This is a genomic window from Nocardia pseudovaccinii NBRC 100343 (assembly GCF_001613225.1).
Classification (GTDB): Bacteria; Actinomycetota; Actinomycetes; order Mycobacteriales; family Mycobacteriaceae; genus Nocardia; species Nocardia pseudovaccinii.
In genome coordinates, this window is record NZ_BDBY01000117.1 from 1 (window position 1) to 13,240 (window position 13,240).

Genomic DNA, 13,240 nt, shown 5'->3' on the forward strand with positions numbered 1-13,240 from the left:
CCTCGAGGCGCCCTTCGACGACTACGCGTCCTTCGACGAATTCGAACCACCCCCAGACGAATTCGCCCCGTCCACCTCCGATCCCACATCGCCCCGCAACTATTCCACCGCCCCCGACCCCGACGGCTGGTCCGCCGATGTCGACGCCCTCCTCGCCGAATTCGAAGCCGACCAAGCCATCGCCCAGGAAGTCGAACTCCCCGGCCAGATCGCCGCAACCGCCCTCGTCGAAATGCGGGCCGACCCGGCCGAACTCGCCGCCCGCCTGCGCCGCCCACTGCCGTTCCCGCCGAATCCACTGGCCCGCCGCGGCACCGCCTTCCACGCCTGGGTGCAGCGCTGGTTCGCCGCCGACCGGCTGCTCGGCTTCGACGAACTGCCCGGTGCCGCCGATAACACCGCCGCCGCCGACGCGGGCCTGGACACCGAGCTGGTCACCATGCAGGAGTCCTTCCTCAACTCGCCGTGGGCCCATCGCAGCCCGCTCGAGGTGGAGATACCCTTCGAAACCTCCATCGCGGGCACGGTGATCCGCGGTCGGATGGACGCGGTTTTCGCCGAACCCGGCGGCGGCTGGATCGTGGTCGATTGGAAAACCGGCGCCGAACCCGCAGCCGCCGACGAGCCCGCGGTCGCCATGCAGCTGGCCGTCTACCGGCTGGCCTGGGCCAGGTTGATGGCCGCGCGCGACCACGGCACCGAGGCGGAAATGCTCGAACGCATCGGCGCCGCATTCCATTACGTGCGTACCGGACGCACCATCGCACCTGTCGAGCTGCCCGGCCCGGGCGAACTGGCCGAGCTGATCCGGAATGCGGCGCCGACGCCCCCGGAATGATCCAGAGATTCACCAACCGTTCGCGTCGGCGCCAAGCGTCGCCGACGGGACCCGGTAGGCTGCCGTGCGTGCCGGAGGGACAAGCAACGCCGGAGACGGCCAACGCCGTGGCGAGCACAGAGGCGGGTGCGTCCGGTGTTCGGTGATCGCGCACGCAGTGTCGGACTGTCCAGTCGTCCGGATTTCGCGTTGGTCGGGGTGCTGCGCATCCCCGAAATCCAGACCAGCCCAGGGGCTTCGCTGGTGCGCCGGGTGCTCTTCGCGATCGGCCTGCTGTTCACCGCGGCGCTGGTGGTGTACTTCGGACGCGATGGCTACCACGACAATTCCGGTGACGAGCTGTCCTTCCTCGACGCCTTCTACTACGCGACGGTATCGCTGTCGACCACTGGCTACGGCGATATCGCGCCAGTGACCCCCGAGGCCAGGCTGGCCAATATCGTCATCATCACCCCGCTACGCGTGCTCTTCCTCATCGTGCTCGTCGGTACCACCATCGGCGTGCTCACCGAGCGCTCCCGGCAGGCATTCAAGATTCAGCGTTGGAGGCGCAGCGTGCGTAATCACACCGTGGTCGTCGGGTACGGGACGAAGGGCCGCACCGCGATCGATGCCATGCTCGGCGACGGCGTGCAGCCCGCCGATATCGTCGTGGTCGATACCGATGTCCTCGCGCTGGAGGCCGCGGCGAATGCGGGCCTGGTGACGGTGCACGGGTCGGCCACCCAGTCCGATGTGCTCCGGTTGGCCGGTGCGCAGCGTGCCGCCTCGGTTGTGGTCGCCGCCAACCGCGACGACACTGCCGTCCTGGTGAGTCTCACGGCGCGCGAACTCAATAAGAACGCCAAGATCGTGGTCGCCATCCGGGAGGCCGAGAACACCCACCTGCTGCGCCAGTCCGGCGCGGATTCGGTGGTCGTCTCCTCCGAGACCGCGGGCCGGTTGCTCGGCATCGCCACCACCACGCCGACCGTGGTGGAGATGATCGAGGACTTGCTGACCCCCGAACAGGGCTTCGCGGTCGCCGAACGTGAGGTGGAACCGTCCGAGGTCGGCGGCTCCCCACGCCATCTCGGCGATATCGTGCTCGGCGTGGTGCGCGGCGGTGAGCTGATCCGGGTGGGTGAGGCCGAGGTGGACGCGCTGGAAGCGACCGACAAGCTGCTCTACATCCGGCACGCAGGCCGGTAATCCCGGCGCGATAGTCTCGAACCGTGGCCTCTGGATTTCAGCTCAATGGTGTTCCACTGCTTTCGCGTTCAGTGCTCGACCGGGCCGAGGAGATCCGGGCCGACGAACAGTCGCTGAAGGAGGGCTGGGCCGAGGCCGAGTTGCTCCGGATCAACAAGCGCGGGCAGTTCCGCTTCGAAGCCGGTGCGCTGGTGCTGGGACCGGCGATCGAGCTGTCCGCCGAGCCGAGTCCGGCCGCGGTCTTCCTCGGCATCCACGGCGGCAAGCATGTGTGGGCTGTGCGTGATGCCGATCTGCAGGGCACGCTGACCGACCTGCGCGCCATGGCGGGCGGTCTCGACGATCTCACCGCCGATCTGCTCACCTCCGCCATGGCCCTGCTGAACTGGCATGACAAGGCCGGATTCAACGCCGCCGACGGCACCGCGTCCATCGCGACCAAGGGCGGCTGGTCGCGGGTCACCGACAACGGCCATGAGGAGTTCCCCCGGATCGATCCGGCCGTCATCTGCCTGATCCACGACGGCGGCGACCGGGTCCTGCTGGCCCGCCAGCACACCTGGCCGAAGACGCTGTTCTCCCTGCTCGCCGGATTCGTGGAGGCGGGAGAGTCGCTGGAGCGGTGCGTCGAGCGCGAGATGCGCGAGGAGGTCGGGCTCGACGTGCGCGATATCACCTATCTGGGCAGCCAGCCGTGGCCGTTCCCGCGCTCGCTCATGCTCGGCTTCGCCGCCATCGCGGATCCCGATCAGCCGCTGACCTTTTCCGATGGCGAGATCGCCGAGGCCTACTGGTTCACCCGGGCGGAGGTGCGCGAAGCCCTGGCCGTCGGTGACTGGTCCGCCCAGAACCAGGGTGCGCGGCTACTGCTGCCGGGTTCGATCTCCATCGCGCGCACCATCGTGGAGTCCTGGGCCGCGCTCTGATCGAAGACACGCAAAAGTTCCGTGCGGGCCGATCGGTCCGCACGGAACTTTTGCAGTCTGATCAGGCCAGCGCGGCCAATGTCTGCTTGACCGCGGCAAGCGACGGATTCGTCGCCGTGGACCCGTCCGCGAACTTCACCGTCGGCACCACATGGTTGCCGCCGTTCACACTGCCGACGAACTCGGCCGATGCGGGATCCTCTTCGATATCGATCTCGACATAGCTGATACCGGACTCGTCCAACTGCTTCTTCAGCCGTCGGCAGTAGCCGCACCAGGTGGTGGAGTACATCGTCAAGGCGGGGGTCACGTCAGTCACGGACCGTTCAACATTTGACGGCCCGATCCTGTTCCACCGAGCTCCGGATCCAGGCTTGCGGTGGATTTAATATGCGCGCATACTAAATTCATGACGGCTACTGCAGCGACCACCAAGTACTGGCTGGGTGTGGTCTCCCGGGAACATGTCCGCCGCGGTGTCGAACTGGGGATCGCCCAGGTCAACCACGGCAAACGGACGGCGCTCGAGCGGATGCGTCCCGGCGACGGATTCCTCTATTACTCGCCGCGCGAAGGCATGCGAAGCGGTGCGCCGATAAGATCCTTCACTGCCATCGGCACCGTCGAGGACCGGCCGGTCTGGCAGGCGGATCCGCAGGATGGCGGTTGCTTCCAGCCGTGGCGGCGCGCCGTGCACTACCGCACCGATGCCCATGAGATCCCCATCGGCGAACTTCGCGGTGAACTGGATCTCACGAGTACGCCGAATTGGGGCATGGTGTTGCGCCGTGGACTGGTCGAACTGACCGCGCACGATTTCGCGGTAATCGCACGGGCGATGATCAGTGATGAAGGAGGCATATGAGTGAGGACCGCGGTCTGCGCAGCCGATTCGCCGAGGCCGATGCAAGCCCTGGCCTCTTGCTCTGGCAGGTGACCAACCGATGGCAGGCCGCTCAGCGCGCGGCCCTCGGCCCCTTCGGTCTCACCCATGTGCAGTTCGTCCTGCTGGCCGCGCTGACCTACCTCGCCGCCGGGCGCGACGAACCGGTCATGCAACGCGATCTGGCTGCCCACGCCGCCACCGACCCGATGATGACCTCTCAGGTGTTGCGCGCACTCGAGCAGAAGGGGCTGCTGGAGCGCCGCGACCATCCGCACGACCGCAGGGCGAAGGCTCTCGCCCCCACCGAAGCTGGTGTGGCGCTGGCGAATCGGGCGATAGTCGCGGTCGAGAACTGCGATCACGAATTCTTCGCCCCGCTCGACGGCGATACGAGCGCGTTCGCGGGCGCACTGCGTCGCCTCCGCGATCGGTAGGCGCAGCGACCGAGCCTGCGAAACTGCGGAATCAGATCCGGACCGGATCCCTTGTGGCACGACTTGTCGGCGGGCACTGCCATGATGTGTGTCGTGTCGGCAACCAGTACAAGCGAGCCCACCCGCCCGGAGTTGGACTCGCTCGACCCCGAACAAGCCGCGGCAGTCCGCGCGCCACGGGGTCCGGTCTGTGTGCTCGCCGGTGCCGGTACCGGCAAAACCAGGACCATCACCCATCGCATCGCGCATTTGGTTTCCGCCGGACACGTCAAAGCCGACCAAGTGCTCGCGGTGACATTCACCGCCCGCGCGGCGGGGGAGATGCGCAACCGCCTGCGCGCGCTCGGCCTCGGCGGCGAGGCAAATCAGGTGCAGGCCCGCACCTTCCATGCGGCCGCGCTACGCCAGCTCAAGTACTTCTGGCCGCAGATCGTCGGCGATGTGCCGTGGCAGTTGCTCGATCGCAAATTCCCGGTCGTGGCGCAGGCCGCACATCAGGCCGGGTTGTCCTCGCACACCGAAGCCGTGCGCGATCTGCTCACCGAAATCGAATGGGCGAAGGCCACTCTCATCGCACCGGAGGACTATCCGGCGGCCGTGGCCGAACACCGCCGCGAGCCGCCCTATGATCCGATGCGGGTCGCGGCGGCCTACAGCGGCTACGAGAAGTTGAAGGCGACGCCGGACGGTCTGCTGCTCGACTTCGACGATCTGCTGCTGCACACCGCCGCCGCGCTCGAGGACTACCCGTCGGTGGCCGACGAATTCCGCGGGCGCTACCGCAGTTTCGTGGTCGACGAATATCAGGACGTCACGCCATTGCAGCAGCGGGTGCTCGATGCCTGGCTCGGCGACCGCGACGATCTGACCGTGGTCGGTGACGCGAACCAGACGATCTACTCGTTCACCGGTGCCACCCCGAGCTATCTGCTCGACTTCTCCCGCCGCTTTCCGGAGGCGACCGTAGTCCGCTTGGAACGCGACTATCGCTCCACGCCGCAGGTGGTCTCGCTGGCCAATCGGGTGATCGGCGCCGCCCGCGGTCGTATCGCGGGCACCCGGCTGCAACTGGTCGGACAGCGTGACGACGGCCCGGAGCCGATGTTCGCCGAATACGACGACGGCCCGGCCGAGGCGCGTGCGGTCGCACGGTCGATCAAGAAACTGATCGCCGCGGGCACCGCGGCCGCCGAGATCGCGGTGCTCTATCGGATCAACGCGCAGTCCGAGGCCTATGAGCAGGCGCTGACCGAACTCGGCATTGCCTATCAAGTCCGCGGCGGCGAGGGCTTTTTCGCGCGAAATGAGGTTAGGCAAGCCATATCTGCATTGCGTCAGGTGGCCGCTCGCGAGGATCTGCCCGACCAATCCCGCAGTGGTAAGGCCTTGGTTACCTTGGTGCGCGCCGCACTCGCGCCGGTCGGTCTCACCGCAACCGAACCCGCGGGCGCTCAGGCGCGCGAGCGCTGGGCATCGTTGATGGCGCTGGTGCGCCTGACCGAAGAGTTGGTCGGCCAGGACGACGCACTCGACCTGATCGGCTTGCTGCGCGAGTTGGCCGCGCGCGCCGAGGCCAGGCACCCACCGACCGTCCAGGGCGTAACCCTCGCGTCGTTGCACGCGGCGAAGGGTCTGGAGTGGGACGCGGTTTTCCTCGTCGGCGTCGCCGACGGCACGCTGCCGATCGCGCATGTGCTGGGCGACGACGGTTCGGTCGCCGATCAGGCCGCCCTCGAAGAGGAACGGCGACTGCTCTACGTCGGTGTGACCAGGGCCCGGGAATATCTGCAACTGTCCTGGGCGCTCTCCCGCGGCGAGGGCAGCAGGCGCACGCGGCGGCGCTCCCGATTCCTCAACGAGCTGGTGCCCGACGACTCGCCGGCCTCGCGAATCGCCGCACCGGTTGCCGACAGCGCCTCGAATGGTGTGCGCCCCACCTGCCGGGTATGTGCCAAACCGCTGATCGGCACCTATGCCACCATGCTCGGCCGCTGCCGCCGCTGCCCGGCCGAACTCGATGCCGAGCTACTCGCGGCGCTGCAGGCCTGGCGGGCGGAGAAAGCGCAGGATCTGCGGGTGCGTGAGTTCGTGATCTTCACCGACACCACACTCACCGCGATCGCCGAGCAACTGCCCGCCGATGACAGCGCACTCGCCGCGATCCCGGGAATCGGGGCGAAGAAGCTCGAGCAATACGGGGCCGAGGTGTTATCGATAGTGGCATCACGGCTGCGGTCAAGCCCACAAAACCGCAGGTAGAAAATAGGTTGTCGCGATGAGCGGCAACACATATGGTGGGATTCACGCACCGGGAGGTCATCTCGGCGCGCAGAGTTACCGACACGAGTACAGGAGGGAGGCAGACCGATGAATGGCAATACGAACTTCAGCGCTATGGGCGTTGCGGTGAATGCTGCACCCGTCATGTCGGCCTCCCGGGGGATCCTCGCTGCTTTGCAGGGGATCGGTCTGTCCGGTGTCGGCGTATCCGGGGATCACGGCAAAGCCATGAGCATGCATTCCCCGATTTACGTCGTCAATCAGGACAAGCCAAGCGCGGGCTGGCACCCGGCATTTGCCCACACGGCAGAAGTCGGCGTCTTCGCAGTTGAGGCCGGATATGCACCGGCAGATCTGCAGGCACGCCTCCGCCGCACCGCACACCCAGCGACCGTGATCAGGATTCGACAGAGATGTCGAACTAGGTAGGGAACACTCCCCGACCTCCTGGCCACGGATCGCCCGAAGCGAAACCGTGGCCAGTATTTTTTACCGGCCCTTCAGCCACCACCGGCCTCGGTTTCGCGGAACGAACGAACGTACCGCTGCAAACGAGCTGAAGGAGAACGACGTGTTCACCGCAGAGAGGCCACAAGCCACTACTGACGTGACATGCCGAACCGTGGCACGGCCCACCCGCCCCCGGGAGGTCACAAAGGTCCTGCCTTGTCGAGCCGGAGATCCCGATCTCTGGTTCGCCGAGAGCCCGGTCCAGTTGGAGCAGGCCAAGGCGCTGTGCGCGTCCTGCCCCATCCGAAAGGGCTGCCTGACCGCGGCCATGGATCGGCGCGAGCCTTGGGGTGTCTGGGGCGGTGAGATCTTCGACCAGGGTGTCGTGATCGCCCGCAAGCGCCCGCGTGGACGTCCACGCAAGGTCGCGATCTCGGTATGAGATCTGTGATTCCCCTCCCTCCGGTCGCTGAGGCCTGTCCGGCCGGTTCGGATTCGGCCGAACCCGATCAGCACAGGGCCCAGGAACGAGAAAGCAAACAAGCCGCTCACCGTGAGATCCGGTGGGCGGCTCGTTTGCGTTCTCGGCCAATCCTTTTCGGCCTTTCAGCTGGCGGATCGCTCCTCGCGGAAGCCGGGCATCCACGCACGCACCAATTGCATGAACGGCAGCTCCGCATCGAGCTGGGCCAGGATGCCGACCGAACCGCCGAGCACGCGGAAGATCATCACGTACTGCGCGGGCAGTTGCAGTGCCCGCGCGGTCTTCATATCCGGACTGCCGATATCGGAGGCCTTACCGGCCACCCGCTGCATCCATTTGCGGGTGAAGTGGAACGAATCCGTCTGGATCGGGTCGGTGAACGGCCGCAGGTAGTCGGCGATCTCCTGATCGGTAACTGTCCGGCCCGGAATCACCCAGCCGTTGTCGTACATGAGCTCGACCAGTTCATCGAAGCGTTCGTCGAGTTCCAGGGCCAGCATCCGGCCCAGGATCTCGGGGAAGCCGTCCGGCATGGGCGCGCAGGCGCCGAAATCGATAACGGCCAGTTTGCCGTCGGCCAGCATCATGAAGTTGCCGGGATGCGGATCGGCGTGCAGCAGCCCGACGGTCTCCGGTGAGGAGAAATGGAATTTGCCCATCAGTCCGGCGACCCGATTGCGCAGCGCACGCGTGCCCTCCGGATCCTCGGCCCCCTGCTTGATGATCTGTGAGACAGGGGTGCCATCCAGCCATTCGGTCACGATCACCTTCGGCGCGCTGGCCACCACCTTCGGCACCACGATCTCCGGATGCCCGTCGAACGCCCTGGCGAAGGTGCGCTGGTTGGCGGCCTCGTTGCGGTAGTCGAGTTCCTCCTCGGTGCGCTCGGTGATCTCGGCCAGCAGCGGCTTCACATCCGCGCCCGGAATCACCGAGGAGAGCAGACCGGTCATCCGCGACAGTGTCTTGAGGTCGGCGCGCAGCGCCTCGTCGGCGCCCGGATACTGCACCTTCACCGCGACGGTCCGGCCGTCCGACCACACCGCCTTGTGCACCTGGCCGATGCTCGCCGATGCCGCGGGGGTGTCATCAAAGGATTGAAAGCGTTGCCGCCACTGGGTGCCGAGCTGCTGGTCCAGGACCCGGTGCACGGTCTCGGCGGGCATCGGCGGCGCGGCGGCCTGCAGTTTGGTGAGTGCCTCGCGATAGTGCTCGCCGAACTCCTCGGGAACCGCGGCTTCCATGACGCTCAGCGCCTGTCCGAACTTCATCGCACCGCCCTTGAGCTCACCGAGCACGGTGAACAACTGCTCGGCGGCCTTCTGGTTCAACTGGGCGTTGATCTCCCCCTTATCGCCACCGGCCAGCTTCTTACCGAACCCGACGGCGGCTCGTCCGGCGATACCCAGCGGAATCTTGGCTAACTTGGCATTGCGGGACGAGCGACGGCGCACGATCTCAGACACGTACCCATCATGGCGGACGGACCCGTGAAATCGCCACGACAATCTTGATGTCTTTGCTTGGCCGACTGTAAGAATCGACACTCTCATCCGGTGCTACCAGCGAAAATACGACGGCAGCCGCAGCCGTCGTGCTGCGGCCATTCCCGGCGCGAGATCCGGTGCGTATCGAGTTCGAGTTCGATCGTGCTGTTCATGGTGTCGAGCTGACGCTCGGGGGAACAGTGCATGATCGCTTCGAGTTCGCCGAGCAGCAAAGCCGCCGTCGCCAGGATTCCGGCAGGTGAGGCGTGCCCGACCCGGCCGAGCAATTGGCTCGCCAGCTGCGGCCACTCCGGGTCGTACTCACAGCGGGTCAGGTCGAGGCAGCGCAGACAGCTCGTCAGGCCGGGAAAGACCAGCGGACCGACGATGCCCTTGCTGCCATCGCGAATTCGGACCTGCAGATGCGGAATCCCGTGCAGCACCAGCTCATTGGCCAGGCGCGGTTCGATGACGAGCGAATCGGCCAGCACCACGAGTTCACCGTGCCAGTCCAGCACCGAACCGTCGGCGCGATACCCACGTGACCGGATCGGCCGCAGCCCGAGCCGCCGCGACCCGGTCGCGACCGCATCCGAGAGTGGCCCGAGTCCGTGCACCCGCACCGAACGCACCCGCCCCAGGCGTGGATCCGGGTGCAACAGCAGTCCCGCGTCATCGATGCGATTCAGCAGCTCCGCCGCGTCCTCGGGGTCGATCCCACATTGCCCGGCCCGCCAGATGACCTGCGGGCGACTGTGCATGCCGTCCAGCAGCCGCAGGAATGCCAGCACGGTGTCGGTATCCGATGCGGTCCGATCGAGTAGCAGTGCCCGCTCCGGATCCCACCCCAACTGCACGACCCCCGACGACCGCACCAACACCGTCACCCGCGGCGCCAGCATCGGCCCGCACATCCGCCTCGTCGTCATGGCAGCAGTATGCGGATCTGGTCATCGATGCATCAGTGCGAATCCTGCAGTTATCCACAGGAATTCGCGCTTATCAACAGGACAATTCTCAGGACGCGTCGGTGTCCTTGCCGAGGTTCGGGCCGGATTCACCGTCACCCTTCGCAGCCTCGCGTTCGGCCTTCTCGCGTGCCTCGGTTTCGGCCAACTGGGCCAGCGGATCGTCGAAGGCGTCCACGCCGCCGCCGATCACCGAATCGATGAAGCCCGCGGGGGAGTCCAGATCATTGGAATCCGGCAGCAGATCCGGATGCGCCCAGATGGCGTCCCTCGCGTCGATGCCCGCGTCGGCGGTGAGCCGCCGCCACAGCGCCGCCGCCTCGCGCAGCTTGCGGGGCCGCAGCTCGAGTCCGACCAGCGTCGCGAAGGTCTGCTCGGCCGGGCCTCCGGTGGCACGGCGGCGGATCAGGGTTTCGGCGAGCGCGCCCGCGCCCGGCAGGCGGTCACCGATCGCCTCGGTGGCCACGACCTGTACCCAGCCCTCGATCAGGGCCAGCAGCGTTTCCAGCCGCTCGAGGGCCTGCTTCTGTTCCGGGGTGGTCTGCGGTTCGAACGCGCCCTGGGACAGGATCTCCTCGAGCTTCGAGGGATCGGTCAGCGACATCGGGTCGATATTCTGGGCCGCCAACTCCAGAGCGGAGAAGTCCATCTTGATGCCGCGCGCATAGTCCTCGACCGCGCCGAGCACCTGCTGCCGCAGCCACGGCACATGTGCGAACAGGCGCTGGTGGGCGGCCTCGCGGGCCGCGAGGAAGACCAGGATCTCGCTTTCCGGCTGCTCGAGTCCGGCGCTGAACTCCGAGATGGCCGCGGGCAGCAGCGCCGCGGTGCCGGTCGGGCCGAGCGGCAGTCCGATATCGGTGGAGGTCAGCACCTCCTTGGCGAGTTGGCCGAGGGCCTGTCCGAGCTGGGAGCCGAAGGCGAGTCCGCCCATCTGCCCGAGCATCCCGACCATCGGACCGGCGAACTCGCGTGCCTCCTCCGGCAACTGCGCGGTCCACATGCCGGAGATCTGCTCGGCCACCGGATCACACAGCCGCTTCCAGGTCGGCAGCGTTTCCTCGATCCAATCGTTGGCGGTCCAGGCCGCGGTTCTGGTGGCGCCCGCGGGCAGTGTGGTCGCGCCGTCGAGCCACAGTTCGGCCAGGTGCGCGGCATCGGCCACGGCCTTGACCGTGCTCTCGGAGACCGGCGTCACATTCGCGCCGAGCTGCTGGCGGGCCAATCGCTTGGCCACGTCGTAGTTGACCGGGCCGGACTGCGCCGAACCCGGCTGCCCCATCCCACTGAGCATCTGGCCGAGCGAGGTGAGCATCTGTCCGAGCTGGGCCGGATCGAAACCGCCCGCGCCTGCCCCGCCGAAGCCGAACGGATCGTTCGCCCCGGCACCGCTCGCCCCGGCACCGCTCGCCCCGGCACCGCTCGGCTCGTCGCCGCGCTTGCGGTCGTCGTCATCGCGGTTCGAGAATCCGAAGGGGAGGTCACTCATACCCAAAACATTACGCGTGTGGTGTAGGGGGTCGATGTTCGCGCGGCGCGAAATCTCCGGCACGCGTACGCCGGTAAATATGCGCCTCGCACGACCCGGCGCGGTGGCGATCATTACTGTGGTCCAGGTGAATCGTCGGATCCTGACCCTGGTGGCCGCCCTGATCCCGGTGCTCGTCCTCGGTGTGGTGGGCAGTCTGCTCACTGTGCCCTTCGTCGCACTCGGGCCGGGACCCACGTTCAATACCCTCGGCTCGGTCGATGGCAAGCAGGTCGTCGACGTCCGCGGCGCCGAAGTGGACCCGGTGACCGGTCATCTGAATATGACGACGGTCTCGGTGCGCGACGGACTCAACATCTTCGAGGCGTTCGGGTTCTGGGTCAGCGGTGAGCACGGCCTGGTCCCGCGCGCCGAGGTGTACCCGCCCGGCGTCCCGCGCGAGGAGATCGACAAATCCAACCAGCAGGACTTCAAGGATTCCGAGGGCAATGCCGAGGTGGCGGCGCTGCACTTCATGAACCTGCCGACGGTGGTGCTGGTGCGCAAGGTCTCCGACGACGGGCCGGCCAAGGAGACGCTGCAGGCAGGGGACGAACTGGTCAGCGTCAACGGCGCACCTATGACCGCGCCCAAGGATGTCGTCGCCGCGGTGTCCTCGCAGGCCCCCGGCGCGCAGATCACCGTGACCTACCGGCGTGAGAACACCGAACACACCGCGACCATCACCCTGGCCGCGCGCCCCGACGACGCGAACAAGGGCTACCTCGGCCTGACCCCGACCGAGGGCGCGCGCCCGCCGATGGAGGTCTCGTTCAATCTCGCCGATATCGGTGGGCCGTCGGCCGGTCTGATGTTCAGCCTCGCGCTGATCGACAAGCTCACTCCCGGTGAACTGGACGGCGGCAAGTTCGTCGCCGGGACCGGAACCATCGATCAGGACGGCAAAGTCGGCCCGATCGGCGGCATCCAGTACAAGATGATGGCCGCGCGCGACGCAGGCGCGGAGACCTTCCTGGTCCCGGCCGCCAATTGCAACGAGGCCAGACAGCGCACGCCCGACGGCCTGCGCCTGGTGAAGGTCGAAAACCTCAGCGGCGCAGTGCAATCCCTCAACGACATCAACGCGGGCCGGGAGACCGTCTCCTGCGGCTGATCACTCCATCGTGTGGTGCAGTGCCTCGATGAGGTTGGGCGCCAGATTCGGATAGGTGCGCAGGTCGAGATCGCCGAAGTCGTCGACATCGTCCTCGGGCTTGACCTGCAGCAGGCACAGATCCGCGCCGCTGCGAAGTACCGCGGCGAACAGCCGGGCCGTGCGCCGCCCGGGATGCGTCTCGGCCGCGGCGCGCGCGGCGGCGTCGGCGGCCTCGTGATCGGCGAGCAGCGGGGTGAGCGCATCGTCGAGGGTGCTCTCGGCATCCGGCGGCAGCACGACGATCTCCTGGACGAGCACACAGCCGCTCACGGCATCGGGCCAACTGGTGGTCGCGAGGAATTCGTCGAGCGCCATCGATCCGCCGGTGATGTCCTCCGGGAACGACTCCTGCGCAATCGGAGTCAGCTCGCTGCCCTGATCCAGCTGATCGAGCAACCCGGGCTCGGCCGCGACCAGATCGGCGGTCGGCACCAGCGCGAACATCTGCGGCGGTCTGCCCCAACCCTCGGCATCGACGAATTCCGCCACTTCACGGACGGAACGGGCGAGGACGAGTTCGGCGTGCAGGTCTGCGGTCACACTGGACATCCTCGCACCAGCAACTATGTGTCCGTAGCCAGGGCAGGCGTGATCGCGCAACCACGACGGAGC

The 13,240-nt window shown here is 66.9% G+C and carries 14 protein-coding genes; 9 read left to right on the forward strand and 5 right to left on the reverse strand.

Features of this window, described 5'->3' with window-relative positions:
- The 3 genes from NP3_RS13605 to nudC form a co-directional block, all read left to right on the forward strand.
- A partial coding sequence (locus NP3_RS13605) for a PD-(D/E)XK nuclease family protein (protein WP_174566211.1) occupies positions 1-838 on the forward strand: 838 nt, incomplete at its 5' end.
- Positions 839-973: 135 nt separating this feature from the next.
- A complete protein-coding gene (locus tag NP3_RS13610) occupies positions 974-2,029 on the forward strand; it encodes a potassium channel family protein (RefSeq protein WP_063041266.1) in 1,056 nt (351 codons plus the stop codon).
- Between the two features lie 23 nt (positions 2,030-2,052).
- Positions 2,053-2,955, forward strand: a complete 903-nt coding sequence (nudC, locus tag NP3_RS13615) for an NAD(+) diphosphatase (protein WP_063041247.1) — start codon at positions 2,053-2,055, stop codon at positions 2,953-2,955.
- Positions 2,956-3,016: 61 nt separating this feature from the next.
- On the opposite strand, the gene NP3_RS13620 is transcribed toward nudC, so the two are convergent.
- The gene (locus NP3_RS13620) at positions 3,017-3,247 is read right to left on the reverse strand and encodes a mycoredoxin (protein WP_040694747.1); all 231 of its coding nucleotides are present in this window, start codon (positions 3,245-3,247) and stop codon (positions 3,017-3,019) included.
- A 117-nt stretch (positions 3,248-3,364) separates the two neighbouring features.
- On the opposite strand from NP3_RS13620, the gene NP3_RS13625 reads away from it, so the two are divergent.
- The 5 genes from NP3_RS13625 (at position 3,365) to NP3_RS13640 (ending at position 7,447) form a co-directional block, all read left to right on the forward strand.
- The gene (locus NP3_RS13625) at positions 3,365-3,820 is read left to right on the forward strand and encodes an EVE domain-containing protein (RefSeq protein ID WP_063041249.1); all 456 of its coding nucleotides are present in this window, start codon (positions 3,365-3,367) and stop codon (positions 3,818-3,820) included.
- Positions 3,817-4,275: a MarR family winged helix-turn-helix transcriptional regulator gene (locus NP3_RS13630; RefSeq protein ID WP_063041251.1), complete on the forward strand. Its 459-nt coding sequence runs from the start codon at positions 3,817-3,819 to the stop codon at positions 4,273-4,275. Before NP3_RS13625 ends, NP3_RS13630 begins: the two co-directional genes overlap by 4 nt.
- Positions 4,276-4,356: 81 nt before the next feature.
- A complete protein-coding gene (locus NP3_RS13635) occupies positions 4,357-6,534 on the forward strand; it encodes an ATP-dependent DNA helicase UvrD2 (RefSeq protein WP_063041253.1) in 2,178 nt (725 codons plus the stop codon).
- A gap of 108 nt (positions 6,535-6,642) precedes the next feature.
- On the forward strand, positions 6,643-6,984 hold the full coding sequence (locus NP3_RS47905; protein ID WP_157124298.1) for a hypothetical protein: 342 nt from the start codon (positions 6,643-6,645) through the stop codon (positions 6,982-6,984).
- 142 nt (positions 6,985-7,126) lie between these two features.
- Positions 7,127-7,447 (forward strand): WhiB family transcriptional regulator, encoded by a 321-nt coding sequence (locus NP3_RS13640; protein ID WP_373864748.1) that lies wholly within the window; start codon positions 7,127-7,129, stop codon positions 7,445-7,447.
- 164 nt (positions 7,448-7,611) lie between these two features.
- On the opposite strand, the gene NP3_RS13645 is transcribed toward NP3_RS13640, so the two are convergent.
- The 3 genes from NP3_RS13645 to NP3_RS13655 form a co-directional block, all read right to left on the reverse strand.
- Positions 7,612-8,955, reverse strand: a complete 1,344-nt coding sequence (locus NP3_RS13645) for an ABC1 kinase family protein (RefSeq protein ID WP_063041257.1) — start codon at positions 8,953-8,955, stop codon at positions 7,612-7,614.
- 83 nt (positions 8,956-9,038) lie between these two features.
- Entirely contained in the window at positions 9,039-9,905 is an 867-nt protein-coding gene (locus tag NP3_RS13650) for a hypothetical protein (RefSeq protein WP_063041259.1), read from the reverse strand.
- A gap of 88 nt (positions 9,906-9,993) precedes the next feature.
- A complete protein-coding gene (locus tag NP3_RS13655) occupies positions 9,994-11,433 on the reverse strand; it encodes a zinc-dependent metalloprotease (RefSeq protein ID WP_063041261.1) in 1,440 nt (479 codons plus the stop codon).
- Positions 11,434-11,560: 127 nt separating this feature from the next.
- Here NP3_RS13655 and NP3_RS13660 point away from each other — a divergent pair, with 127 nt between their 5' ends.
- Positions 11,561-12,586 (forward strand): YlbL family protein, encoded by a 1,026-nt coding sequence (locus tag NP3_RS13660; RefSeq protein ID WP_218024852.1) that lies wholly within the window; start codon positions 11,561-11,563, stop codon positions 12,584-12,586.
- On the opposite strand, the gene NP3_RS13665 is transcribed toward NP3_RS13660, so the two are convergent.
- Complete coding sequence (locus NP3_RS13665) at positions 12,587-13,168, reverse strand: PPA1309 family protein (RefSeq protein WP_373864749.1); 582 nt, start codon at positions 13,166-13,168, stop codon at positions 12,587-12,589.
- Positions 13,169-13,240 lie beyond the last annotated feature (72 nt).

What these genes read in the sequence shown, in the direction of transcription:
- NP3_RS13620 (WP_040694747.1), bottom strand. Translation starts at nt 3,247, where the DNA reads ATGTACTCCACCACCTGGTGCGGCTACTGCCGACGGCTGAAGAAGCAG.
- NP3_RS13625 (WP_063041249.1), top strand. Translation starts at nt 3,365, where the DNA reads ATGACGGCTACTGCAGCGACCACCAAGTACTGGCTGGGTGTGGTCTCC.
- NP3_RS13630 (WP_063041251.1), top strand. Translation starts at nt 3,817, where the DNA reads ATGAGTGAGGACCGCGGTCTGCGCAGCCGATTCGCCGAGGCCGATGCA.
- NP3_RS13635 (WP_063041253.1), top strand. Translation starts at nt 4,357, where the DNA reads ATGATGTGTGTCGTGTCGGCAACCAGTACAAGCGAGCCCACCCGCCCG.
- NP3_RS47905 (WP_157124298.1), top strand. Translation starts at nt 6,643, where the DNA reads ATGAATGGCAATACGAACTTCAGCGCTATGGGCGTTGCGGTGAATGCT.
- NP3_RS13650 (WP_063041259.1), bottom strand. Translation starts at nt 9,905, where the DNA reads ATGACGACGAGGCGGATGTGCGGGCCGATGCTGGCGCCGCGGGTGACG.
- NP3_RS13655 (WP_063041261.1), bottom strand. Translation starts at nt 11,433, where the DNA reads ATGAGTGACCTCCCCTTCGGATTCTCGAACCGCGATGACGACGACCGC.